Below are 23,893 nucleotides of genomic sequence, written 5' to 3' on the forward strand. Positions count from 1 at the left end.
GTCGGTCTGCGCGAGTGGGTGGCGCTCCCGGATTTGGGAGTCGCCGGCCTTCGGGCAAAAATCGACACCGGCGCCAGCACCTCCAGCCTGCACGCCACCGACATTGAGACATTCGATCGCGATGGTGAGCAGTGGGTGCGCTTCACCGCGCACCTGGGCACGGTGGTGCAGTTGCGGCACCGCCGTTGCGAGGCACCGCTGGTGACGAGAAAAACCATTAAGAGCTCTAACGGTCACGCGCAGGTGCGATACGTAATCAGCACCACCCTGGCCCTCGGTGATCGGGTCTGGCGGGTCGAGTTCACCCTCGCCTGCCGCAAGTCCATGCGTTATCGCCTGCTACTCGGCTCCAAAGCTTTGATCGACGGCCAGTTGGTGGTCAATCCAGGCATTAAATATGTACAAGACAAGCCGGTGTTCCCGGTATCTACGTCCTCCACAGGTGTTGCATGAAGATCGCTGTGCTGTCGCGGAACCCGCGTCTGTATTCCACCCGTCGCCTGGTCGAAGCCGGTACCGAACGCGGCCATGAAATGGTGGTGGTCGATACCCTGCGCGCCTATATGAACATCGCCAGCCACAAGCCGCAGATCCACTATCGCGGCAAACCGCTGGAAGGTTTCGATGCAGTGATCCCGCGGATCGGTGCGTCGGTCACGTTTTACGGCTGCGCGGTATTGCGCCAGTTTGAAATGATGGGTGTGTTTCCGCTCAACGAATCGGTAGCCATCGCGCGCTCGCGGGACAAACTGCGCTCGCTGCAATTGTTGTCGCGGCGCGGGATCGGTTTGCCGGTGACCGGGTTTGCCCACTCCCCGGACGACATTCCCGACCTGATTGCAATGGTCAACGGCGCGCCGCTGGTGATCAAGGTGCTGGAAGGCACCCAGGGCATCGGCGTGGTGCTGTGTGAAACCGCTACCGCGGCAGAGTCGGTGATCGAGGCGTTCATGGGCCTCAAGCAAAACATCATGGTTCAGGAATACATCAAGGAAGCAGGCGGTGCCGACATTCGCTGCTTCGTGGTAGGCGACAAGGTGATTGCAGCGATGAAACGCCAGGCCAAGCCTGGGGAGTTTCGTTCCAACCTGCATCGTGGCGGCAGCGCCAGCCTGATCAAGATCACACCGGAAGAGCGCATGACCGCATTGCGCGCGGCGAAGGTCATGGGGTTGGCGGTGGCGGGCGTGGATATCCTGCGCTCCAATCACGGGCCGTTGGTGATGGAAGTGAACTCGTCGCCGGGGCTTGAGGGGATCGAGACCACCACCGGGAAGAACGTGGCAGGGATCATCATTGAGCATCTGGAGAAAAATGGTGGGCCGAACATGACGCGGACCAAGGGCAAAGGCTAACTCCGAACATTTGTAGCGAGGGAGCTTGCTCCCGCTCGGTTGCGCAGCAGCCGCTAAATGGGAGGCCTTCGGTCTCCAGCGGGAGCAAGCTCCCTCGCCACAGGGGTTGTGAACTTAAACGGCATCCCGCGGCAGCATCAGCCCAAGCGGCAAGCGGACCCGCGCTTCCAAGCCACCGCCCGATCGGTTGCGCAGCTCAACATTCCCGCCATGCATCGAAGCAATTCGCTTCACGATCGCCAATCCCAAACCGGTTCCCTTCCCGCCCCGTGCACGGTCACCGCGGGTAAACGGGTTGAAGATCGCTTCCAGCTCCGCCGGATCGATACCGGCGCCACGGTCCATTACGCTCAGCACCACATACGGTGCGGCAGTGTCACCCGACACATACGCCGCCACTTCCACACCGCTGCCAGCGTGATGCAGTGCGTTGCCGATCAGATTGTTCAGCAGTCGCTTCATCGACACCCGACGCAATGGAAATGGCTGGATCGGCTCCAGGCGCAAGCGCACTTTTTCTTCGGTCTGGTTGTACGGCGCGGCGACTTCACGAACGAGGTCACTGAGGTCCACCTCTTCTACCGACTCATCACGACCATCGCGAATGAACGCCAGGAACTGGTCGAGAATCGCATCCATGTCTTCGATGTCGCGGACCATGTCGTCAGTGAGGTCGTTGCGGTCGCCCATCAACTCCAAAGACAACCGCAAACGGGTCAGCGGCGTACGCAAATCATGTGAAACCCCGGCCAGCATCAGTTCACGCTCGCGACCGGCCTGTTCGACGTCTTCGGCCATCTGGTTGAAGGCGCGATAAACCTCGGTCATTTCACTTGGCGTATCGCTGATTGGCAGTCGCACGCTGCGACCCTGACCGAGCTGCCTTGCTGCATACACCAGACGTTTCAAAGGCTGGTTGAGCTGGCTGACAAAGATCCACGCCGCCGCAGTGGACAGCAAGCCAATGGCGAGGAACCAGCCGAGCACATTCCAGATTTTCTGACCGCGCAACGGGTGCGGGTACAGCGGAACTTTCAGCCAGCCTTCGCCCAGGCTTGGCGCTCGTACCCACAACGCCGGAGGTGCATGCATGCGCAATCGCACCTCAGTGTCAGCGCCCAGTTCGGCCTGCATCTGCCGTTGGTAGATCTCGCTGTAAGGCCAGTGTTGTTCACCTTCCGGCACACCGGCGCCCACTACGCGTATCAAAGGTACGGAGTCGGCAATCTTGTCGCGGTTCTGTTCATCGGCCGCCCAATAGGCGCGCAGCGTCAGGGCGACGCCGTGGCTGTACTGGCGGTCCACCAGCACGTCTTCGTTCATCAACAGATAAACCAACGTCAGTGCCTTGGAGAACAGGACGACGATCAGCACCAGCCAAAGGGTGCGAGAGAAGAAGCTCTGGGGAAACCAAACCGGGGTTTTCATGGATAACCGCTACACACTTGCAGGAGCGAGCGATGCTCGCATATTGCGGATCGCGAGTCTGCGGACAATGTCATCCGCACGACCCGCTCCTACAAATCGCCAATCACTTGGTGGCGGCGCCATCCGGTACGAACACGTAGCCCACGCCCCAGACAGTCTGGATGTAGCGCGGTTTGGATGGATCAGGTTCGATCATCCGGCGCAAACGGGAGATCTGCACATCGATGGAACGCTCCAGGGCATCCCACTCGCGGCCACGGGCCAGGTTCATCAACTTGTCGCGGGTCAATGGCTGACGGGCGTTCATCACCAGCGCCTTGAGCACTGCGAACTCACCGGTGGTGAGCATGTGCACTTCTTCGCCGCGCTTGAGCTCGCGGGTGGCCAGGGACAGTTCGTAGTCACCGAAGGTCACGCTTTCGTCTTCGCTGCCCGGTGCGCCCGGCACGGGGGCCGACTGACGACGCAGGACGGCTTTAACGCGAGCCATCAGCTCGTCCGGGTTGAACGGCTTGGCCAGGTAATCGTCGGCGCCCAGTTCCAGGCCCTTGATGCGGCTCAGCTCGTCGCCCTTGGCGGTGAGCATGATGATTGGAATCTGATTGTTCGCGCCACGCAGGCGGCGGCAGGCGGTCAAGCCGTCTTCGCCGGGCAGCATCAGGTCGAGGACGACCAGGTTGAACACTTCGCGCGCCAGCAGGCGGTCCATTTGCTCGGTGTTCGGTACGGCGCGAGCACGGTAGCCCTTGCTGACGAAAAAACGTTCCAGCAGGCTGCTGAGGCCCGGATCGTCGTCAACAATAAGAATTTTTTCGCCTTCAGCAATGTTTGCAGTGCTGCTCATTGGATGCTCCTTTGATCTCGGCGCGCATTATGGCGTAGCTGCCGTTATACGCACCGTGTGCATTGTTAGCAGATTTTTCCTTTATCGCCAGAAAACTGCCCATTGCACCGGGCAACCCCCGATGCCCCCGAACAGCGAACGCTGGTTATAATGCGCGGCCATTTGTGTCAGGCAACATCAGACAGGTACTACAGACGGGCGCCATTTTTTTCAGGGTGCCGGCAGTAATTGTTCGATTTCACGGGTCAACGGAGTGCCTGTTGACCCAGGTAGCGGCGCAGCCCGGGCCGCTCAACCAGACTCGCCAAGCCTCTATCTCTGCGCCTGCGAGCCTGCTTTCACAATTTGTCAGGTGGTTTTATGGACAGCATCAACAGCCGCATCGCCGAGGAACTCGGTGTACGCCCACAACAGGTCGAAGCGGCCGTCGCGCTACTCGATGAAGGCTCTACCGTTCCCTTCATCGCCCGTTACCGGAAAGAAGTGACCGGCAGCCTCGATGACACCCAGTTGCGTCATCTGGAAGAGCGTCTGCGCTACCTGCGAGAACTCGACGAACGGCGCATCAGCATCCTTGCCAGCATCCAGGAGCAAGGCAAGCTGACCACGCAACTCGAACGCGACATCAAGCTCGCCGACACCAAGACCCGCCTCGAAGACTTGTACTTGCCGTACAAGCAAAAGCGCCGCACCAAGGGCCAGATCGCCCTGGAAGCCGGCCTCGGCGATCTGGCCGACGGCCTGTTCAACGACCCGACCCTGAGCCCGGAATCCGAAGCCGCTCGCTTCGTCGATGCCGAAAAAGGCGTGGCCGACGTGAAAGCCGCCCTCGAAGGCGCCAAGTACATCCTGATGGAACGCTTCGCCGAAGACGCCGGCCTTCTGGACAAGCTGCGCAACTACCTGAAGCAGGAAGCCACCCTCAGCGCCCGTGTGATCGCCGGCAAGGAGGAGGAAGGCGCCAAGTTCCGCGACTACTTCGAACACGACGAACCGCTGAAAAGCATGCCGTCGCACCGCGCACTGGCGATTTTCCGTGGTCGCAACGAAGGCATTCTCAGCTCCGCGCTGAAAGTCGGCGATGAACTGCCGGGCACCATGCACCCGTGCGAAGGCATGATCGGCCAGCAGTTCGGCATCCAGAACCAGAACCGCGCCGCCGACAAATGGCTGGGCGAAGTGGTGCGCTGGACCTGGAAGGTCAAGCTTTACACCCACCTGGAGACCGATCTGCTGGGCGAACTGCGCGATGGCGCGGAAACCGAAGCGATCAACGTGTTCGCGCACAACCTGCACGACCTGTTGCTGTCGGCACCGGCCGGCCCGCGCGCCACCCTGGGCCTCGACCCGGGCCTGCGCACCGGTTGCAAAGTGGCCGTGGTCGATTCCACCGGCAAGCTGCTCGATCACGCCACGGTTTACCCGCACGTGCCGCACAACAAGTGGGACCAGACCATCGCCATTCTTGCCGCCCTGTGCGCCAAACATTCGGTGGACCTGATCGCCATCGGCAACGGCACCGCCAGCCGTGAAACTGACAAGCTGGCTGCCGAGCTGATCAAAAAATACCCAGCCATGAAGATGACCAAAGTCATGGTCTCCGAGGCCGGTGCTTCGGTTTACTCGGCGTCGGAACTGGCGTCCAAGGAATTCCCGGACCTCGATGTGTCGATCCGTGGCGCGGTGTCGATTGCCCGCCGCCTGCAAGATCCGTTGGCGGAGCTGGTGAAAATCGATCCGAAATCCATTGGCGTCGGCCAATACCAGCACGACGTGTCGCAGCTGAAACTGGCACGCGGCCTAGACGCCGTGGTCGAGGACTGCGTAAACGCCGTGGGCGTGGACGTGAACACTGCTTCCGTGGCGCTGCTGGCGCGGATTTCCGGCCTCAACGCGACCCTGGCGCAGAACATCGTCAGCCACCGCGACGAGCACGGCGCGTTCAAAACCCGCGCCGCGTTGAAAAAAGTCGCGCGTTTGGGCGAAAAAACCTTCGAACAGGCAGCCGGTTTCCTGCGCGTCATGAACGGTGACAACCCGCTGGATTCGTCCGCCGTGCATCCGGAAGCCTATCCGCTGGTGCAGCGCATCGCCGCTGAAACCGATCGAGACATCCGCTCGCTGATTGGCGATGCCACGTTCCTCAAACGTCTCGATCCGAAAAAGTACACCGACGAAACCTTCGGCTTGCCGACCGTCACCGACATCTTGCAAGAGCTGGAAAAGCCCGGGCGCGACCCGCGTCCCGAGTTCAAGACCGCCGAGTTCCAGGAAGGCGTCGAAGACCTCAAGGACCTGCAACTGGGCATGATCCTCGAAGGCGTGGTGACCAACGTGACCAACTTCGGCGCGTTCGTTGACATCGGCGTGCATCAGGACGGTTTGGTGCATATCTCTGCGCTTTCGGAGAAGTTCATCAAGGACCCGCGTGAAGCGGTGAAGGCCGGGGATGTGGTCAAAGTGAAGGTCATGGAAGTCGACATTCCGCGTAAACGCGTGGGCCTGTCGATGCGCATGAGCGACACCCCGGGCGAGAAAATCGACGGCGCCCGCGGTGCACGTCCGGGTTCGGCACCTCGCCAGTCGCAAAACACCGCTCCGCGTAAGGAAACCACGGCGGCGGCTCCGGCCAACAACGCCATGGCTTCGCTGTTCGCCAACGCCAAGCAGTTGAAGAAACGCTGATGGACATCCCTGCCGGTTACACCGAAAGCGCATTTTTCAAGCTGCTGGGCTGTCGTTTGCACAGCCTGGAAACCGGGGTGGCGCAAATCGCCCTGGCGCTGGAGCCGGAGCTGCGCAATCGCGCCAACAAAATGCACGGCGGGGCCTTGTTCAGCCTGGTGGACATTGCCATGGGGCTGGCCTGCTCCAGTACCCACGGCTTTGACCAGCAGAGCGCGACCATCGAATGCAAGATCAACTACATCCGCGCCGTCGCCGACGGTGAAGTGATGTGCACGGCGCGGGTGATCCACCCGGGCCGCCGCACGCTGGTGGTCGAAGCTGACGTAATGCAAGGCGACAAACTGGTCGCAAAAGCACAAGGCACGTTCGCTGTCCTGTAGCTAGATGTCACCGTTTTGAGTTAATTTCGGCGCAATGAATCCTGTGGGAGCGAGCCTGCTCGCGATGGCGATGGGTCAGACGACATTACCGTTGACTGATACACCCTCATCGCGAGCAGGCTCGCTCCCACAGGGATTGTGCGGTTATTAACTGACCGGCATATGGCCTGAGCGGCTCCAAAACCAGGCGAAAACGCCAATTTCAACTTCACCCTTGTAGACCGTCTTGCCCACCCCCATATTGGGGCGACTGACGCGTGAAGGAATCCAAACTTGAGCGAACTTCTCAACCGCCGCCTGGCCCTGCTCGGCGAGCGCGCTAACCTCTCTCTGCTCGAACAGTGCCTTCACGGCATCGAACGTGAATGCCTGCGCGTGACCGACGAAGGTCGCCTGGCGCAAACGCCGCACCCGGAAGCTTTGGGTTCCGCGCTGACCAACGAACAAATCACCACCGACTATTCCGAGTCGCTGCTGGAGTTCATCACCCCGGCCCTTCCCGATCCTGCCGATACGCTGGCGAGCCTGGACAGCATTCACCGTTTTGCCTACAGCAAGCTCGGCAACGAGTACCTGTGGAGTCCATCGATGCCGTGCCCGTTGCCGGCCGAGGAAGATATCCCGATCGCCTATTACGGCACGTCCAACATCGGTCAGCTCAAGTACGTCTACCGCAAGGGCCTGGCCCTGCGTTACGGCAAGACCATGCAGTGCATCGCCGGGATTCACTACAACTTTTCCCTGCCGGAAAAACTCTGGCCATTGCTTAAGCAGGCCGAAGGATTTGTCGGCACTGATCGCGACTTCCAGTCGGTGTCCTACATTGCGCTGATCCGCAACTTCCGCCGCTACAGCTGGCTGCTGATGTATCTGTTCGGCGCCTCGCCCGCACTGGACGCCGGTTTCCTGCGCGGTCGTTCGCACCAGTTGGAACAACTGGACCCGCACACCCTGTATTTGCCGTACGCCACCAGCCTGCGCATGAGCGACCTGGGTTACCAGAGCAACGCCCAGGCTGGCCTGACGCCGTGTTACAACGACCTGACCAGCTACATCGACAGCCTGCGCAAAGCGGTGGCCACGCCGTACCCGCCGTATGTCGAAGTCGGCACCCACAAGGACGGTGAGTGGGTTCAGCTCAACACCAACATCCTGCAAATCGAAAACGAGTACTACTCCAACATTCGTCCGAAACGCGTGACCTACACCGGCGAGCGGCCCATCCAGGCATTGATGGCCCGTGGCATCCAGTACGTCGAAGTGCGCTGCCTGGACATCAACCCGTTCCTGCCGACAGGCATCGACCTCACCGAATCGCGCTTCCTCGACGCCTTCCTGCTGTATTGCGCGCTGAACGACAGCCCACTGCTGACCAACACCAGCTGCAGCAATGCGACCTCGAACTTCCTCAGTGTGGTCAAGGAAGGTCGCCGTCCGGGCCTGCAATTGCAGCGTGACGGTCAACCGGTCGACCTGAAAGAGTGGGCGGGGCAACTGCTGGAAAATATCGCCCCACTGGCAGCGTTGCTGGATCAGAGCCACAGTGGCGATGCTCACAGCAAGGCGCTGGACGCGCAACTGGCGAAGGTCAAGGACCCGTCCCTGACGCCTTCGGCCCAAGTGTTGGCGGCGATGGCCGAGCACAAGGAAAGCTTCGCCGAGTTCTCCCTGCGCCAGAGCCGTGCCCATGCCGAGTTTTTCCGCAGCGAGCCATTGGCGACCGAGGAACAGGCCAGGTTCGAGGAACTGGCGCGTTCGTCGCTGGCTCAACAGACGGAGCTGGAACAGAACGAAGTCGGCGATTTCGACGTGTTTGTCGGGTCGTATCAGGCGAGCATTTTGGCGATCAGTAACTAATCCCGGAAAATCCTGCGGACCTATCGCTAGCAGGCTAGCTACCCTGCTAGCGATTGACCGCGAAGCGGTCGCTCTTAGAAATTTCCGCACATAAGCTCATTCGAAAAAGTTATTTATTTTCGAATTCTTAGATCATTTAGTCTCCTTTCACGCCGACTCTCGGTCGCCTGACAAGGAGCTTCCCTAATGAAACTGCACTTCCCTCTTCGCTTGCTGGCGGCCGCATCTTTGGCTGCAGCGAGTTTGTTTGCCCAGGCGGCCGACGTCACCGTCGCCTACCAGACCACCGTTGACCCGGCGAAAGTCGCCCAGGCCGACGGCGCTTACGAAAAAGCCACCAAGGCCGACATCAGCTGGCGCAAATTCGACAACGGTGCCGACATCATCGCCGCCATCGCCTCCGGCGACGTGCAGATCGGCTACCTCGGCTCCAGCCCCCTGACAGCGGCGATCACTCGCAAAGTCCCGGTTGAAACCTTCCTCATCGCCACCCAAATCGGTGCGGCTGAAGCGCTGGTCGCCCGCGACGGTTCCGGGATCAAAACGCCACAAGACCTGATCGGCAAGAAAATCGCCGTGCCTTTCGTTTCCACCGGCCACTACAGCCTGTTGGCCGCGCTGAAGCACTGGAACATCGACCCGTCGAAAGTCACCGTCCTCAACCTCGCTCCCCCAGCCATCATCGCTGCGTGGAAACGCGGTGATATCGACGCTACTTACGTTTGGGACCCGGCGCTCGGTGTTGCCAAGGAAAACGGCAAAGTGCTGATCACTTCCGGCGAACTGGCCAAATTCGGTGCACCGACCTTCGATGCCTGGATCGTGCGTAAAGACTTCGCCGAAAAACACCCGGAAATCGTCACCGCATTCGCCAAAGTCACCCTGGATGCCTACGCCGATTACCGCAAAGACCCGAAAGCCTGGCTCGCCGATCAAAGCAACGTCGACAAATTGGTGAAACTGTCCGGCGCCAAGGCCAGCGACATTCCGCTGCTGCTGCAAGGCAACGTCTACCCGCTGGCGGCTGATCAAGTAACCACCCTCGGCGCACCGACCACCAAAGCGATCACTGACACCGCCGTGTTCCTCAAGGAACAAGGCAAGGTCGAAGCCGTGCTGCCGGACTACGCCCCTTACGTCAGCGCCAAGTTCATCACCAACTGATCGGGAGTCAATGCGATGGCCTTGCTACAGCTGGAGCGCATCAGCGCACAGTACCCCGGTGCAGCGGAACCTGTGCTGGCGGATATTTCCCTGACCCTGGGGCCCCAGCAGCTGCTGGTCGCCCTCGGCCCGTCCGGCAGTGGCAAGACTTCGCTGTTGAACCTGATTGCCGGTTTCGTCGAGCCCAGCGCCGGGCGCATCACCCTCGACGGCGTGCCAGTCAAAGGCCCGAGTGCCGAGCGCGGCGTGGTGTTCCAGGACGACGCCCTGCTGCCCTGGCAGGACGTACTGGCCAACGTTGGCTTCGGCCTGGAGTTAGCCGGCATTCCCAAAGACAAACGCGAAATCCGCGCGAGGGAAATGCTCGCGCTGGTGGACCTTTCCGGTTTTGAAAACCGCCGCATCTGGCAACTCTCCGGTGGTCAAAAACAACGTGTCGGCCTGGCCCGCGCGCTGGCTGCCGACCCGCGTGTGTTGCTGATGGACGAACCCTTCGGTGCCCTCGACGCCTTTACTCGCGAGCAGATGCAAGAGCTGCTGCTGCAAGTCTGGCGGCGCACGGCCAAGCCGGTGTTCCTGATTACCCACGATATTGAAGAAGCGGTGTTTCTCGCCACGGACCTGGTTCTGCTGGCGCCGAATCCAGGGCAGATCGTCGAGCGACTGAGCCTGGATTTCGGTCAGCGTTACGCCGCCGGTGAGTCGGCGCGCTCGATCAAGTCCGACCCGCGCTTTATCGAAACACGCGAACACGTGCTCGCTAAAGTGTTCTCCCAACGCAGCGCCGCCCAGCGGCAGGAGCGCGCATGAGCAGCTATGAAATTCCTGCCGCAGCGGTGAAGACAGGCGCTCCGGTCATTCCTGTGCGCCGCCGTTTGAGCACGCGCTGGATCAGCGTGCTGACCTTGATCGCGCTCGTGCTCATTTGGTGGGCCGTGACAGCGACCGGTTTGATTGAGCCGCTGTTCTTGCCGCCACCGTCCGCCGTGCTGCAAAAAGGCTGGCTGCTGGCGACCAGCGGCTACATGGACTCGACCTTGTGGCAGCACTTGGGCGCGAGTCTCAGCCGTATCGGCTTGGGCTTGGGTTTTGCGGTGTTGACCGCGGTGCCGGTCGGCATTGCCATCGGCTATAACCGCATCGCGCGCGGCATTCTCGATCCGCTGATCGAGTTCTACCGGCCGATTCCGCCGCTGGCTTATCTGCCCCTGATCGTGATCTGGTGCGGCATCGGTGAGTTGTCGAAAGTCTTGCTGATCTACCTGGCGATTTTCGCCCCGATTGCCATTGCTACCGCTACTGGCGTGCGCACGGTAGACCCGGCGAAATTGCGTGCCGCGCAGTCCTTGGGCGCAACCCGCGCGCAGTTGATTCGCCATGTGATTCTGCCAAGTGCGTTGCCGGATATTTTGACGGGTGTGCGCATTGGCCTCGGTGTCGGTTGGTCGACGCTGGTCGCCGCCGAATTGATCGCTGCCACCAGCGGTTTGGGCTTCATGGTGCAGTCGGCCGCGCAATTCCTGGTCACCGATGTGGTGGTGCTGGGGATTCTGGTGATCGCCCTGATTGCCTTCGCCATGGAGATGGGCCTGCGCGCTCTGCAACGCAAACTGGTGCCATGGCACGGCCAGGCTCACTGACAAATTCAGCACTGACTACGCCGACACATCGGCGCCCGGATTGAAGAGAACCACCATGAGCAACTTAACCATCGTCCCTCTCAGCTCTGCCCTCGGCGCCCAGATCAGCGGCGTCGACGTCAGCCAGCCACTTAACCTCGAACAGCGCGACGCCATCGAGCAGGCGCTGCTCAAGCATCAAGTGCTGTTCTTCCGCGATCAACCGGTCACCCCACAGCAACAAGCACGCTTCGCTGCCAATTTCGGCGATCTGCACATCCACCCGATCTACCCGAACGTGCCGGAGCAGCCGGAAGTGCTGATCCTCGACACCGCTGTCACTGACGTGCGCGACAACGCAATCTGGCACACCGACGTAACCTTCCTCCCGACCCCGGCGATGGGTGCGGTGCTCAGCGCCAAACTGTTGCCGGCGTTTGGTGGCGACACGTTGTGGGCCAGCGGGATTGCGGCGTATGAAGCCTTGTCGGCGCCGATGAAGACGTTGCTGGAAGGCCTGACCGCCACCCACGATTTCACCCGTTCGTTTCCGTTGGAGCGTTATGGCAACACGCCTGAAGCGCTGGCCCAGTGGGAAGAAACACGGCGCAAGAATCCGCCACTGTCGCACCCGGTGATCCGCACGCATCCGGTGAGCGGACGTCGCTCACTGTTCGTCAACGAGGGCTTCACTTCGAAGATCAACGAACTGTCGGAAACCGAGAGTGAGGCGATTCTGAAATTCCTGTTCGCCCATGCGACTCGGCCGGAATTCACCATTCGCTGGCGCTGGCAGAAAGACGACATCGCGTTCTGGGATAACCGCGTGACCCAGCATTACGCGGTGGATGACTACCGGCCGGCGCGGCGGGTTATGCAGCGGGCGACGGTGTTGGGGGATGCGCCGTTCTTCAGATAAACGACTGCTGCGCAGTCGATCGCTGGCACGCCAGCTCCTACAAGGACACGTATATTCTGTAGGAGCCGGCTTGCTGGCGATGCGGTCCGCAATTACTCAGCCGTCGAAGGCTTCTCCCACAGATTGATCCCGCCCTCTTGGGCAAACCGGTCAATCTCCGCCAGCTCTTCAGCACTGAAGCTCAAATTCTTCAACGCCCCGACGTTCTCGATGATCTGCTCCGGCCGGCTCGCGCCGATCAGTGCCGAGGTCACACGCGGGTCACGCAGGGTCCAGGCCAGCGCCAATTGCGCCAGGCTCTGACCACGACGCTTGGCGATCTCGTTGAGCGCGCGCACGTGGGCGATGTTGGCATCCGACAAGTGCGAGGCCTGCAACGAACCACCGCCCGGACGGTTGACCCGCGCATCGGCCGGCACGCCGTTGAGGTATTTGTCGGTCAGCAAACCCTGGGCCAGCGGTGTGAAGGCAATGACGCCTGTGCCGAGTTCGTCGGTGGTGTCCAGCAGGTCTTTTTCAACCCAGCGATTGAGCAGGTTGTAGGCCGGCTGATGGATCAACAACGGGACTTTCCACTCTTTGAGCAGTGCCGCCATTTCGCGGGTTTTCACCCCGGAATAGGACGAGATGCCGATGTACAGCGCCTTGCCCTGCTGCACGGCGGTGGCCAATGCGCTGGCGGTTTCTTCCAGCGGCGTGTCCGGGTCGAAGCGGTGCGAGTAAAAGATATCGACGTAGTCCAGGCCCAGGCGTTGCAGGCTCTGGTCGAGGCTGGCCAGCACATATTTGCGCGAACCGCCGCCCTGGCCGTAAGGACCGGGCCACATGTCCCAACCGGCCTTGCTGGAGATAATCAGCTCATCGCGATATTGCTTGAAGTCTTCGCGCAGCAAACGCCCGAAGTTGGTCTCGGCGCTGCCGTACGGCGGGCCGTAGTTGTTGGCCAGGTCGAAATGGTTGATGCCCAGGTCGAACGCCGTGCGCAGCAATGCACGTTGGGTATCGATCGGCGTGCTGTCACCGAAGTTGTGCCACAGGCCCAGGGACAGTGCCGGCAGCACCAGCCCGCTGCGGCCCACGCGGCGGTAAGGGATGGAGTCGTAGCGATTTTCGGCAGCGGTGTAAGTCATCGAATCCTCTCTTGTCTGTCTTGAATCTGGTATCGACTGCTTCGCAGTCGCCCAGCATACGCCCAGACAAACGCCAAAAAACCAAGGATTCGACTAATTGCTGAAACGTTTCACAAATTCTCTCCGATACCCGCTATCGCGCCCCCGCAAACACCTCCCCCAACCAATCCACAAATACCCGGACCCGTGGCGACATGTGTCGGTTGTGCGGGTACAGCACCGAAACCGGCATCGGTGGCGGCGGGTTGTCGATGAGAATTTCCTTGACCAGTCCCTGGGCGATTTGCGTTTCCATGCGGTAATGCGGGCATTGGATCAGGCCCAGGCCAGCGATGGCCGAGGCGGCGTAGATTTCTGCGCCGAACACCGAAACGGCCCCCTCGATGGCAACTTCCTTGAGCGCGCCATCGACCATGAATTGGAACGGGAACAACTTGGCGGTGGTGCGCGAGACGTAATTCACGGCGCGATGAGCTTTCAGGTCATCGAGGGTTTTCGGCTCGCCATATCTGCGCAGGTAGGCTGGGCTGGCGCAGGTGATCTGGCGCAGGTTGGCGACCCGTTTGCCGATCAACGCCGAGTCGCTCAAAGTGCCCGCGCGCAGCACGCAGTCGACGCCTTCGGCGATCAGGTCGACAAAGCGGTCGGCCTCGCTGATCGACAGTTCGATGTCCGGGTAACGGGCCATAAACTACGGCAGGGCCGGGATCACGAAATGCCTGGCCAGGGTGCCATGCAAATCCACCCGCAGCCGCCCTTTCGGCGCCACGCCGCGAAACGCCAGTTCTGCCTCTTCAAGTTCGGCCAACAACTGCACACAACGCTGATAGTACGCCTCGCCATCCAGCGTTGGCCGCACCTTACGCGTGCTACGTTCCAGTAACCGCGTGCCAAGCCAGGCTTCGAATTGATTCAGTGTGTGGGTCAGTGTCGCGCGTGGCAGACCCAAATCATCCGCCGCCAGGGTGAAGCTGCTGCGCTCGTAGATCCGTACGAACACCTTCATCGCTTTGACTTGATCCACACCGAGCCCCAGATTGTTGGCGATTCTTGAACAGTCAAGGCAACTCTGCTGCATTTATCAGCCTGAGTAAACATGTGAAATTGGCTTCACACCCCATCATCAGGAACACCGCCATGACTACCCAAACTTCGAAAGTTGCCATCGTCACCGGCGCCTCCCGCGGCATCGGTGCGGTCATCGCCAGACAACTGGCCAGTGAAGGTTTCGCCGTCGCCATCAACTACTCCAGCAGCGCCAACGAAGCCTCGAAGCTGGTGGTGAAACTGCGTCAGGCGGGCCATCAAGCCATAGCAATCAAGGCTGACGTGTCCAATGCCGACGACGTTCGCCGGATGTTCGACGAGACCGAAACACAACTGGGCAAGGTCGATGTGCTGGTGAACAACGCCGGCATTCTCAAGGTCATGCCGTTGGCGCAACACAGCGATGAGCTGTTCGAACAGACCTTCAACATCCATGCGCGCGGCACCTTCAATACGTTGCGCGAAGCGGCCACGCGCCTGAATGCCGGAGGGCGGATCATCAACTTTTCCAGCAGCACCGTTGGCCTGAATCTGCCGGGTTATGCGGTGTACATCGCCAGCAAGGCTGCGGTGGAATCCCTGACCCAGGTGTTCGCCAAAGAGATGCGCGGGCGCAACATCACGGTCAATGCCGTGGCGCCTGGCCCGGTAGCGACCGAACTGTTTTTGCATGGCAAGAGCGAGGAGCAGATCCAGACCTTCGCCAAAATGGCGCCGCTGGAGCGTCTGGGTCAGCCAGAAGACATTGCCCGTGTGGTGTCGTTTCTGGCAGGGCCGGATTCGGGGTGGGTCAACGGGCAGATTATGCGGGTCAATGGTGGGTTGGTTTAAGCTGCTGTGGAGGCAGGCTTGCCAGCGATGACGGCGTCAAAAGCAGCACACCACTGGAGGAAACCCACCATGCACACAACGATCATCATCACCTTCGGCCTGATCCTCCTGGCGCTGATGCTGTTCATCGGCGAGAACATCGGCTTCAGCCGCCAGACCCTGGCCTACAGCTTTATCGTGCTGTGGCTGGCCCTCACGTTGATCAACGGCGCCGTCGGCACGGTGCATGCCGGCCAGCCATTGGGAACGGAGCTGGCCGTTGGCAGCGCCGTGTTTGGTATCCCGGTGGCGGCGCTGGTGTTGTTCATGGTGCTGACCACCGAGACCTGAATCAACGCACCAGATGCAAGAACTGCATGTGCCGCTCGTACTGATCAAGGATGTCGTTAATGACCTGCTCCTTGGTATAGCCCACCAGATCGTAGTCCTGACTGCCTTCGCTCAAATGCACTTCGGCCCGGTAATAACGACGGTTGTTGAGCTCTTTAGAGCCCATGCCGCCACGGGCGAACGAGGGAGTGAAATAGCCGCGCATCTGCACTTGGTAAATGAACGGATGCTCGTCACCGTGCCCGACTTCCAGGCTGACGCTGTCATTCACCGGCTCCGGATGAGTAATAACGCTCAGGCCCTTTTCGACGAACACTGCCGACACCTCTTCGATGGCCGGACGCACCGTCGAATCGAGGAAGCGATAGACCTCGTCCCGCGACGGAAAATGCACCGCCTGACTCAAGCGCTGACGCCAGCCACCGCGCCGCGAGCCGGACACCGGCGCGAGTGAGTGCAGTTGCGCGATCTGCTTTTGCGATTCGAGATAAAACGCTTTGTGCAGGCCCCACATCATCAACAGCAGAATCAGCGAGAACGGCAACGAGGTCAGGACCACCGCCGACTTCAGTGCATCAATGCTGCCGGAGAACAGCAGCGCACTGGTCACCAACGCGGTCATCGCGCCCCAGAACACCCGCAGCCATTTCGGCCCGTCTTCATCCGGGTTGCCGCCCTTGGCAGACAGGGTCGACAGCACCACGGTGCCGGAGTCGGCCGAGGTGACGAAGAACACAAAGCTGATGAACACCGTGACCGCGATCACGGTTTTGCTCCACGGGTAAGTTTCCAGCAGCAAGTAGAGGGTCATCGACGGGTTGTCGATGGCCGACATACCGAGCGCGCTCATGCCGTGGTTGAGCACTTGGTCGATGGCGCTGTTGCCGAAGATCGACATCCACGCCAGGGTGAAACCCAGCGGAATCAACAGCACGCCGAAGACGAACTCTCGGATGGTGCGGCCACGGGAAATGCGGGCGATGAACAGCCCCACGAACGGCGACCATGCGATCCACCAGGCCCAATAGAACACTGTCCAGCCGCCCAGCCAGTCACTGGGTTTGTCGTAGGCGTAGAGGTCGAAACTTTTCATCGGCAAGGCGCCGAGGTAGTCACCGACGTTCTGGATCAACGTGTTGAGCAGATGCTGCGTCGGACCGGCGAACAACACGAACAGCAGCAACGCGCAGGCCAGCAGCATGTTGATGTCGGACATCACCCGCACGCCCTTATCGACACCGGATACCGCGACGATGATCGCCGCGCCCATCATCAGCGTGATCAGGCCGACCTGAATCCACTGGGTATGGGCAATGCCGAACAGGTAATCCAGGCCCGAGTTCAGGTGCAGCACGCCGAAGCCCATGTCGGCACCGAGACCGAACACTGTGGCGATGATGCCGAAGCCGTCCACCGCGTAACCGATCGGGCCGTTGATGCGTTTGCCGATCAGCGGATACAGCGCCGAGCGCAGGGCCAGCGGCAAATTGTGGCGGTAGGCGAAATAGGCCAGCGCCATGCCGACAAAGGCGAACACGCCCCAGCCATGCAGGCCCCAGTGCAGAAACAGAATCTGCATCGCCTGACGCGCCGCCTCCGCCGTGCCGGCCTCGCCTTGCGGTGGTTGCAGCATGTGGGTGAGTGGTTCGGACACACAAAAGAAAAACAGCGTGATGCTGATCCCGGCGGCGAACAACATGCCGGCCCAGGACAAATAACTGAACTCGGGCTCGTCGTGGTCGGCACCGAGCTTGATCTTGCCGTAGCCGGACAAGGCGGTGACCACCACGAAGACCAGATACAGCGTCATCGCGAGCATGTAGTACCAGCCGACCGTATTGGCCGCCCAGTTTTGCGCCGCCAGCAACCAGGCACCCGCCTGCTCGGGCATGGCGATAACGACAACGCCAAATAACAAAATGAAACTCGCCGCAAAGTAAAACACCGGCGGATTCATGCGGACCAGGCCGCTTGAGGGAATGGACGATGCACTCATGGACGGTGCACCTCGAGAGGGTAAAACGTGGCTGTAGAAATCGGACTCAGCAAAGGCAAGCCTCCTGTTGTGAGCGGGCGGCGAACCACCGGTTTAACTTGAATGAACGTTCAAGTTAAACATGGATAGGGTGCTAAGGACTAATCGCAGGGCTCGGTGGTCGTGGTTGTACGCTAGCTCAAGGAGGGGAAATACGCGGGTTTTACGAGGATTCTGTAGGAGCTGTCGAGTGCAACGAGTCAGCTCCTACAGTCGGCGGAGGCAGTTCTTATTTCTGCGTCCCATCATCATGCTGCAGATTCGCCTGGGTCAGGTTGCTGCCCGCCGGCACGCTTCGGGTCAGCCAGACGTTGCCGCCTATGGTCGAGCCCTGGCCGATGGTGATCCGCCCGAGAATCGTCGCGCCGGCATAAATCACCACGTCATCCTCGACAATCGGATGCCGCGGCTGCCCCTTCTGCAACTGACCGTCTTCGTCCGCCGGAAAGCGCTTGGCGCCCAGGGTCACGGCCTGATAAATCCGTACCCGCTCGCCAATGATCGCCGTCTCGCCGATCACCACACCGGTCCCGTGGTCGATGAAGAAACTGCGGCCAATCTGCGCGCCAGGGTGAATGTCGATGCCGGTGGCCGAGTGGGCGATTTCCGCGCTGATCCGTGCGAGCAATGGCAACCCGGCGCGATACAAATGGTGAGCCAGGCGATGGTGAATCACCGCCAGAATACCGGGATAGCACAGCAGCACTTCATCGACGCTGCGCGCCGCCGGATCGCCGTGATAAGCCGCCAGCACGTCGGTGTCCAGCAGGCTGCGCAGCCCCGGCAGCGCGAGGGCGAAATCCTGAATGATCTGAATGGTCTTGGCCTCGACCTCGGTGTCGGCGCGGGTGCTGTGGCGAGCGGCGTAGCGCAATTCAAGTCGCGCCTGCGCCAGCAACGCATTCAAAGCCACATCGAGGGTGTGACCGACGTAGAAATCCTCGCTCTCTTCACGCAGGTCAACCGGCCCCAGACGCATCGGAAACAGCGCACCGCAGAGGGCTTCGAGAATCTCTGCCATGGCTGCCCGGGAAGGCAACTCGCGACCGCCCTGTTCGGTGCTGGCGCGGCCGTTTTGCGCACGCCACTGGTCACGCGCCGTGCGCAGTTGGCTGACGATGGTCTGCAATTGCCAATGGCTGGAACGCTCACTCACGGTAAAAACTCCTCACGAGCGGCCGGAGAGTCTGGCCGCATCAACGGCAAATACTTTACGGCATGGTCCGCAGGGCAAATTAAGAACCAATTGTGCTGTGGTAAGCATGATTGGGTATAAGCGATTGGCGGTTGCTCAGGCTTTTTTGCGTGCCTATAGTCCTTTCAACTACCACCGCCAGTACGGAACTATGTCCATTCAAGCGCCGATCAAACAACAGCTTGCCCGCTTTAACCGTCTCGACCTGCTCGGACAGCCCACCGCCCTGGAAAAACTCGAACGCCTGTCGAACTGGCTGGGACGCGACGTGTATGTCAAACGCGACGACCTGACACCGCTGGCCATGGGCGGCAATAAGCTGCGCAAACTTGAGTACCTGGCCGCCGATGCCTTGGCGCAAGGTGCCGACACCTTGATCACCGCTGGCGCGATTCAATCCAACCACGTGCGGCAGACCGCGGCCATCGCCGCCAAGCTGGGCCTGGGCTGCGTAGCCTTGCTGGAAAATCCCCTGGGCACCGATGACGCCAACTATGCCGGCAACGGCAATCGGCTGTTGCTCGACTTGTTCGATGCCAAGGTCGAGTTGGTGGAAAACCTCGACAACGCTGACGAGCAACTGCATGCCTTGGCTCAACGGCTGCGCAGCAATGGCAAGAAACCGTATCTGGTGCCGATCGGTGGCTCCAATGCCTTGGGCGCGTTGGGTTACGTGCGTGCGGGCCTGGAACTGGCCGAACAGATCAAGGACACCGGGCTGAATTTCGCCGCCGTGGTCCTTGCCTCGGGCAGCGCTGGCACCCACAGCGGCCTGGCATTGGCGTTGAGCGAAGCACTGCCGAATTTGCCAGTGATTGGCGTCACAGTGTCCCGCAGTGATGAGGACCAGCGCCCGAAAGTCCAGGGCCTGGCCGAGCGTACGGCCGAGCTGCTGGGCGTGTCGTTACCGGCGAGTTTCAAGGTCGAGTTGTGGGACGAGTATTTCGCGCCGCGCTATGGCGAGCCGAATGCCGGGACGCTGGCGGCGGTCAAGCTGCTGGCGAGCCAGGAAGGCCTGTTGCTTGACCCGGTCTACACTGGCAAAGCCATGGCCGGGTTGCTTGACGGGATTGGGCGTCAGCGTTTCGATGAAGGCCCGATTATCTTCCTGCACACCGGTGGGGCGCCGGCGTTATTTGCTTATAAAGAATTTCTGACTGACTGACCCTGTGGCAAAAATTCATATTCATTTAAAGAATAACAAAGATGAAAATTATTATTTTCTAATCTAAAAGCACCGTCATATAGTCACGCCGCAGGCGAATTTGCAGCGAGACGCATAAGCTGCTTTAGGGCAGGATATCGCAGTCGTTAAAATCCCGAATTTGCCAACTTTCCTTAAGCGTCTTCCATAAGAAAACACAGGGGCTAGTCATGAATTTTTCCGCACTACGTCGAAATCTGCTGGTGGGTTCGCTGGGCCTGGCACTGGGCGCCGGTCTGCTGGGGCAAGCGGTTGCCGGTGAGCAACTGCAGAAAATCAAGGACGCTGGCGTGATCAACGTCGGTCTGGAAGGCACCTACCCTCCTTTCAGTTTCGTCGATGCCGACGGCAAACTGGCTGGCTTCGAAGTCGAGTTCTCTGAAGCCCTGGCCAAAGAGCTGGGCGTCAAGGTCAAACTGCAACCGACCAAATGGGACGGCATCCTCGCAGCCCTGGAATCCAAACGTCTGGACGCAGTGATCAACCAGGTGACCATCTCCGAAGAGCGCAAGAAGAAGTACGACTTCTCCGAGCCCTACACCGTTTCCGGGATTCAGGCGCTGGTTCTGAAAAAGAACGAAGGCGCCATCAAGTCCGCCGATGACCTGGCCGGCAAGAAAGTCGGTGTGGGCCTGGGCACCAACTACGAACAATGGCTCAAGGACAATCAGCCCAAAGCCATCATCAAGACCTATGACGATGATCCGACCAAGTTCCAGGACCTGCGTGTAGGCCGCATCGACGCCATTCTGATCGATCGTCTCGCCGCACTGGAATACGCCAAGAAAGCAACCGACACCGTTGCCGCCGGTGCAGCCTTCTCCCGTCAGGAAGCCGGCATTGCCCTGCGCAAAGGCGAGCCGGAACTGCTGGCTGCAGTGAACAAGGCCATCGACAAGCTGCGTGCCGACGGTACGCTGAAAAAGCTTTCGGAAAAATACTTCAGCGCTGACGTCACTCAATAATGGAAGACGCTTTCCAACTCGCTCTGGATTCTGCGCCCTTTCTGCTCAAGGGCGCGTACTACACGGTCATCTTGAGCCTCGGCGGGATGTTCTTCGGCCTCGTGCTGGGCTTCGGCCTGGCATTGATGCGCCTGTCGCGCTTCAAGCTGGTGAGCTGGATCGCCCGCATCTATGTGTCGTTCTTTCGCGGCACGCCGTTGCTGGTGCAACTGTTCGTGATCTATTACGGCTTGCCGCAATTGGGCATGGAACTCGATCCAATTCCGGCGGCCATGATCGGCTTCTCGCTGAACATGGCCGCTTACGCCTGTGAAATCCTGCGTGCCGCGATCAGCTCGATCGAACGCGGCCAATGGGAAGCTGCTGCCAGCATCGGCATGACCCGTGCGCAGACCCTGCGCCGGGCCATCCTGCCGCAGGCGATGCGCACCGCATTGCCACCGCTGGGCAACAGCTTCATTTCGCTGGTCAAGGACACCGCGCTGGCGGCCACCATCCAGGTGCCGGAGCTGTTCCGTCAGGCACAGTTGATCACCGCCCGTACCTTCGAAGTTTTCACCATGTATCTTGCCGCCGCGCTGATCTACTGGATTCTGGCCACGGTGCTGTCGCACCTGCAGAACAAGTTGGAAGAGCGGGTCAATCGGCACGACCAGGAGTCCTGACCCCATGATTGTCGTGGAAAAACTGACAAAGCAGTTCAAGGGTCAAGTCGTGCTCAACGGCATCGATCTGCAAGTGAAGGAAGGCGAGGTTGTGGCCATCATCGGGCCAAGCGGCTCGGGTAAAACCACCTTCTTGCGCTGCCTGAACTTCCTCGAAGAACCCACCAGCGGCCGGATCAAGGTTGGCGATATCGAGATCGATACCAGCCGCCCGTTGAACCAGCAGCAAGGCCTGGTGCGGCGTTTGCGCCAGCACGTGGGATTCGTGTTCCAGAACTTCAACCTGTTCCCCCATCGCACCGCCCTTGAAAACGTCATCGAAGGCCCGATCATCGTAAAGAAGATCCCGCATGCCGAAGCCGTTGCCCTGGGTAAGAAACTGTTGGCCAGGGTGGGTCTGGCAGGCAAGGAAGACGCTTACCCGCGCCGCCTCTCCGGTGGCCAGCAACAACGTGTGGCGATTGCCCGCGCGCTGGCGATGGAGCCGGAAGTGATCCTGTTCGACGAACCGACCTCAGCGCTCGACCCGGAGCTTGTGGGCGAAGTGCTGTCGACGATTCGCAGCCTGGCCGAAGAGAATCGCACCATGGTCATCGTCACCCACGAAATGGGCTTTGCCCGCGACGTGGCCAATCGCGTGGTGTTTTTCGACAAGGGTGTGATCGTTGAACAAGGCGAAGCAAAGGCGCTGTTTGCCAACCCGAAAGAAGAACGCACGAAACAGTTTCTCAGCAAGTTCCTGAATAACGCGCACAACTAAAACACCCTCACAACAATTGTTGACTTCCACGGATGGAAGTTACACCACACATCAACACCCCACTACTCACACGCAATCAACCCACACTAATAATAATCAACCCCCTGTCAACGGGTGCGGTACATATATATGTCCTGCAACGGTTTATCTGTGCCACGAGCAAAATCAAGGCGTTGTCACAAAAGCCAGCCACCGTCAGTCAATCACGCTAAAGTAGAGGGCATGACGGCAAACTTCGACAGTCGAATGTAGTTTATTAACTTCAATACGTAGGAGTTTTCTGAATAACACCCGATTACCTGCTTAGCCAATTAACTCTATTGACACTTATTCAAGCAAACTCTTATCTAGTCTCCAACCGGCGTCTTTTATGCGCTGACTCATTATTTCAACTCAAGTAATGAACGGTTTTGTTGTTCGAAATTCCCGCTGTCTTTTTTTGAAAAGGATTTCGCTGCAAGACTCAAGGAGATTCCCATGACCAGTACCTCGAATAAAACCGAGCTTGCGCCCCCGACCTTGGCGCAATCCCACAAAACCGGCATCAACATCACCTCGGCAGCCCATCTACTGATCGATGTGCCGCCCTACCCCGCGATGGACGAAGGCGACCTGATCGAGCTGTTCTGGGACAACTGCTACGTCGCTTCCCGAGCCTTGGCAGCCAAGGATGTCGGCAACCCCGTTCAGCTACGTGTCCCCGAGAGCTTCATCAGCAATGGCACCTCGCGCATTCACTACCGGATCATGCAAATCGGCCATGGGCAGTCGGTCTCTCCTGCCAGACACGTACAGATCAAACTCGATTGCCCCGGTGGTCAGCCGTCTGCGCTGTACGGCGACGAAAACCAGTGCCTTGCACCGGTCAGCATCCCCGAGACCATTCGTCGTCAGGGCGTCAATCCGAACCAGATAAAACGCGGCGTGCCGTTGACCATCGAGCCGTACCTGAACATGGCCATCGACGACGAAATCACCTTGCGCTGGGGTGACGTGCGGATGGATTTGCCCCGGTTGAAGGCCGCCGATTTAGGTCAACCGATTCAGGTCTGGGTTCCGCCGGCGATCATCATCGAGGCCGGCGAAGACCTGCGACTGGAAGTGACTTACTGCATCCTCGACCGCGTGGGTAACAACTCGCGCTGGGCGCCGACGCGGGCGTTGAAGATTGGTTGTGCCAATCCGTACCTCAAGACCCCGAAGAAAGAACTCCTCAGGGCTGCCGAACCCCGCAGACGTTGAAGTCTCTTTTGTGGCGAGGGCGCTTGCTCCCGCTGGGGTGCAAAGCGCCCCTAAAACCTGAAACTGCATGCATTCAACGGGATCACGCAAAAAGGTTTTACGACGGCTACGCAGTCGAACGGAAGCAAGCCCCCTCGCCACGGGGTTATGCCCAAAACTGCAAAGTCGTCCTTCTATACATATTCCTAAAAGTTAGTTCATAACTTATTTATAAACGCTTAGGGTATATGCACCG

Annotated in this window: 21 protein-coding genes and 1 pseudogene; 16 read left to right on the plus strand and 6 right to left on the minus strand. The window is 59.7% G+C overall.

What is annotated here, in order from left to right:
• Positions 1-33: 33 nt before the first annotated feature.
• Positions 34-453 carry an ATP-dependent zinc protease gene (locus ABVN21_RS22215; protein WP_231989933.1) on the plus strand — a complete coding sequence of 140 codons (420 nt, stop codon included), beginning with the start codon at positions 34-36 and terminating at the stop codon, positions 451-453.
• The gene (rimK, locus tag ABVN21_RS22220) at positions 450-1,355 is read left to right on the plus strand and encodes a 30S ribosomal protein S6--L-glutamate ligase (RefSeq protein ID WP_034148478.1); all 906 of its coding nucleotides are present in this window, start codon (positions 450-452) and stop codon (positions 1,353-1,355) included. The genes ABVN21_RS22215 and rimK overlap by 4 nt, the downstream gene beginning before the upstream one ends.
• A gap of 114 nt (positions 1,356-1,469) precedes the next feature.
• Here rimK and ABVN21_RS22225 read toward each other — a convergent pair whose 3' ends face one another.
• Both ABVN21_RS22225 and ompR read right to left on the minus strand, forming a co-directional pair.
• Positions 1,470-2,783 carry an ATP-binding protein gene (locus ABVN21_RS22225; RefSeq protein WP_339553618.1) on the minus strand — a complete coding sequence of 438 codons (1,314 nt, stop codon included), beginning with the start codon at positions 2,781-2,783 and terminating at the stop codon, positions 1,470-1,472.
• Between the two features lie 103 nt (positions 2,784-2,886).
• Positions 2,887-3,627 (minus strand): two-component system response regulator OmpR, encoded by a 741-nt coding sequence (gene ompR / locus ABVN21_RS22230; protein ID WP_020795794.1) that lies wholly within the window; start codon positions 3,625-3,627, stop codon positions 2,887-2,889.
• A gap of 360 nt (positions 3,628-3,987) precedes the next feature.
• On the opposite strand from ompR, the gene ABVN21_RS22235 reads away from it, so the two are divergent.
• The 7 genes from ABVN21_RS22235 (at position 3,988) to tauD (ending at position 12,254) form a co-directional block, all read left to right on the plus strand.
• A complete protein-coding gene (locus ABVN21_RS22235) occupies positions 3,988-6,312 on the plus strand; it encodes a Tex family protein (RefSeq protein ID WP_339553619.1) in 2,325 nt (774 codons plus the stop codon).
• Positions 6,312-6,695: a PaaI family thioesterase gene (locus ABVN21_RS22240; RefSeq protein ID WP_339553620.1), complete on the plus strand. Its 384-nt coding sequence runs from the start codon at positions 6,312-6,314 to the stop codon at positions 6,693-6,695. The genes ABVN21_RS22235 and ABVN21_RS22240 overlap by 1 nt, the downstream gene beginning before the upstream one ends.
• Positions 6,696-6,968: 273 nt before the next feature.
• On the plus strand, positions 6,969-8,552 hold the full coding sequence (gene gshA / locus ABVN21_RS22245) for a glutamate--cysteine ligase (RefSeq protein WP_339553621.1): 1,584 nt from the start codon (positions 6,969-6,971) through the stop codon (positions 8,550-8,552).
• A gap of 186 nt (positions 8,553-8,738) precedes the next feature.
• Entirely contained in the window at positions 8,739-9,716 is a 978-nt protein-coding gene (tauA, locus tag ABVN21_RS22250; RefSeq protein ID WP_339553622.1) for a taurine ABC transporter substrate-binding protein, read from the plus strand.
• A gap of 15 nt (positions 9,717-9,731) precedes the next feature.
• The gene (tauB, locus tag ABVN21_RS22255; protein WP_339553623.1) at positions 9,732-10,526 is read left to right on the plus strand and encodes a taurine ABC transporter ATP-binding subunit; all 795 of its coding nucleotides are present in this window, start codon (positions 9,732-9,734) and stop codon (positions 10,524-10,526) included.
• Positions 10,523-11,356 carry a taurine ABC transporter permease TauC gene (gene tauC, locus ABVN21_RS22260; protein ID WP_339553624.1) on the plus strand — a complete coding sequence of 278 codons (834 nt, stop codon included), beginning with the start codon at positions 10,523-10,525 and terminating at the stop codon, positions 11,354-11,356. Before tauB ends, tauC begins: the two co-directional genes overlap by 4 nt.
• A 55-nt stretch (positions 11,357-11,411) precedes the next feature.
• Positions 11,412-12,254, plus strand: a complete 843-nt coding sequence (gene tauD, locus ABVN21_RS22265; RefSeq protein WP_339553625.1) for a taurine dioxygenase — start codon at positions 11,412-11,414, stop codon at positions 12,252-12,254.
• Positions 12,255-12,346: 92 nt separating this feature from the next.
• On the opposite strand, the gene mgrA is transcribed toward tauD, so the two are convergent.
• Both mgrA and ABVN21_RS22275 read right to left on the minus strand, forming a co-directional pair.
• Positions 12,347-13,384 (minus strand): L-glyceraldehyde 3-phosphate reductase, encoded by a 1,038-nt coding sequence (gene mgrA, locus ABVN21_RS22270; RefSeq protein WP_339553626.1) that lies wholly within the window; start codon positions 13,382-13,384, stop codon positions 12,347-12,349.
• 133 nt (positions 13,385-13,517) lie between these two features.
• Positions 13,518-14,408, minus strand: a pseudogene (locus tag ABVN21_RS22275) (LysR family transcriptional regulator).
• A 113-nt stretch (positions 14,409-14,521) separates the two neighbouring features.
• On the opposite strand from ABVN21_RS22275, the gene ABVN21_RS22280 reads away from it, so the two are divergent.
• Positions 14,522-15,262 (plus strand): SDR family oxidoreductase, encoded by a 741-nt coding sequence (locus tag ABVN21_RS22280; RefSeq protein ID WP_339553627.1) that lies wholly within the window; start codon positions 14,522-14,524, stop codon positions 15,260-15,262.
• Positions 15,263-15,331: 69 nt separating this feature from the next.
• Positions 15,332-15,592: a hypothetical protein gene (locus ABVN21_RS22285; RefSeq protein ID WP_339553628.1), complete on the plus strand. Its 261-nt coding sequence runs from the start codon at positions 15,332-15,334 to the stop codon at positions 15,590-15,592.
• Between the two features lies 1 nt (position 15,593).
• Here ABVN21_RS22285 and betT read toward each other — a convergent pair whose 3' ends face one another.
• Positions 15,594-17,549 (minus strand): choline transporter BetT, encoded by a 1,956-nt coding sequence (betT, locus tag ABVN21_RS22290; RefSeq protein WP_339553702.1) that lies wholly within the window; start codon positions 17,547-17,549, stop codon positions 15,594-15,596.
• Positions 17,550-17,856: 307 nt separating this feature from the next.
• Entirely contained in the window at positions 17,857-18,783 is a 927-nt protein-coding gene (gene epsC / locus ABVN21_RS22295) for a serine O-acetyltransferase EpsC (protein ID WP_339553629.1), read from the minus strand.
• A gap of 190 nt (positions 18,784-18,973) precedes the next feature.
• Between epsC and ABVN21_RS22300 the strand changes: the two genes are divergently transcribed.
• The 5 genes from ABVN21_RS22300 to ABVN21_RS22320 all read left to right on the plus strand — a co-directional run bounded on the left by ABVN21_RS22300 (position 18,974) and on the right by ABVN21_RS22320 (position 23,658).
• Positions 18,974-19,987, plus strand: a complete 1,014-nt coding sequence (locus ABVN21_RS22300; protein ID WP_339553630.1) for a D-cysteine desulfhydrase — start codon at positions 18,974-18,976, stop codon at positions 19,985-19,987.
• A 209-nt stretch (positions 19,988-20,196) separates the two neighbouring features.
• Positions 20,197-20,991, plus strand: a complete 795-nt coding sequence (gene tcyJ, locus ABVN21_RS22305; RefSeq protein ID WP_339553631.1) for a cystine ABC transporter substrate-binding protein — start codon at positions 20,197-20,199, stop codon at positions 20,989-20,991.
• The gene (gene tcyL / locus ABVN21_RS22310) at positions 20,991-21,656 is read left to right on the plus strand and encodes a cystine ABC transporter permease (RefSeq protein WP_339553632.1); all 666 of its coding nucleotides are present in this window, start codon (positions 20,991-20,993) and stop codon (positions 21,654-21,656) included. Before tcyJ ends, tcyL begins: the two co-directional genes overlap by 1 nt.
• A gap of 4 nt (positions 21,657-21,660) precedes the next feature.
• Entirely contained in the window at positions 21,661-22,416 is a 756-nt protein-coding gene (gene tcyN / locus ABVN21_RS22315) for an L-cystine ABC transporter ATP-binding protein TcyN (protein WP_339553633.1), read from the plus strand.
• Positions 22,417-22,893: 477 nt separating this feature from the next.
• Complete coding sequence (locus tag ABVN21_RS22320; protein WP_339553634.1) at positions 22,894-23,658, plus strand: hypothetical protein; 765 nt, start codon at positions 22,894-22,896, stop codon at positions 23,656-23,658.
• Positions 23,659-23,893 lie beyond the last annotated feature (235 nt).

The sequence above is a fragment of the Pseudomonas sp. MYb327 genome (assembly GCF_040438925.1).
Taxonomy (GTDB): Bacteria; Pseudomonadota; Gammaproteobacteria; order Pseudomonadales; family Pseudomonadaceae; genus Aquipseudomonas.

Bases quoted from the DNA above. Each gene is read 5' to 3' on its own strand.
- rimK (WP_034148478.1), top strand. From the start codon at position 450: ATGAAGATCGCTGTGCTGTCGCGGAACCCGCGTCTGTATTCCACCCGT.
- ABVN21_RS22225 (WP_339553618.1), bottom strand. From the start codon at position 2,783: ATGAAAACCCCGGTTTGGTTTCCCCAGAGCTTCTTCTCTCGCACCCTT.
- ompR (WP_020795794.1), bottom strand. From the start codon at position 3,627: ATGAGCAGCACTGCAAACATTGCTGAAGGCGAAAAAATTCTTATTGTT.
- ABVN21_RS22235 (WP_339553619.1), top strand. From the start codon at position 3,988: ATGGACAGCATCAACAGCCGCATCGCCGAGGAACTCGGTGTACGCCCA.
- ABVN21_RS22240 (WP_339553620.1), top strand. From the start codon at position 6,312: ATGGACATCCCTGCCGGTTACACCGAAAGCGCATTTTTCAAGCTGCTG.
- tauA (WP_339553622.1), top strand. From the start codon at position 8,739: ATGAAACTGCACTTCCCTCTTCGCTTGCTGGCGGCCGCATCTTTGGCT.
- tauB (WP_339553623.1), top strand. From the start codon at position 9,732: ATGGCCTTGCTACAGCTGGAGCGCATCAGCGCACAGTACCCCGGTGCA.
- tauC (WP_339553624.1), top strand. From the start codon at position 10,523: ATGAGCAGCTATGAAATTCCTGCCGCAGCGGTGAAGACAGGCGCTCCG.
- tauD (WP_339553625.1), top strand. From the start codon at position 11,412: ATGAGCAACTTAACCATCGTCCCTCTCAGCTCTGCCCTCGGCGCCCAG.
- mgrA (WP_339553626.1), bottom strand. From the start codon at position 13,384: ATGACTTACACCGCTGCCGAAAATCGCTACGACTCCATCCCTTACCGC.
- ABVN21_RS22280 (WP_339553627.1), top strand. From the start codon at position 14,522: ATGACTACCCAAACTTCGAAAGTTGCCATCGTCACCGGCGCCTCCCGC.
- ABVN21_RS22285 (WP_339553628.1), top strand. From the start codon at position 15,332: ATGCACACAACGATCATCATCACCTTCGGCCTGATCCTCCTGGCGCTG.
- betT (WP_339553702.1), bottom strand. From the start codon at position 17,549: ATGAATCCGCCGGTGTTTTACTTTGCGGCGAGTTTCATTTTGTTATTT.
- ABVN21_RS22300 (WP_339553630.1), top strand. From the start codon at position 18,974: ATGTCCATTCAAGCGCCGATCAAACAACAGCTTGCCCGCTTTAACCGT.
- tcyJ (WP_339553631.1), top strand. From the start codon at position 20,197: ATGAATTTTTCCGCACTACGTCGAAATCTGCTGGTGGGTTCGCTGGGC.
- tcyL (WP_339553632.1), top strand. From the start codon at position 20,991: ATGGAAGACGCTTTCCAACTCGCTCTGGATTCTGCGCCCTTTCTGCTC.
- tcyN (WP_339553633.1), top strand. From the start codon at position 21,661: ATGATTGTCGTGGAAAAACTGACAAAGCAGTTCAAGGGTCAAGTCGTG.
- ABVN21_RS22320 (WP_339553634.1), top strand. From the start codon at position 22,894: ATGACCAGTACCTCGAATAAAACCGAGCTTGCGCCCCCGACCTTGGCG.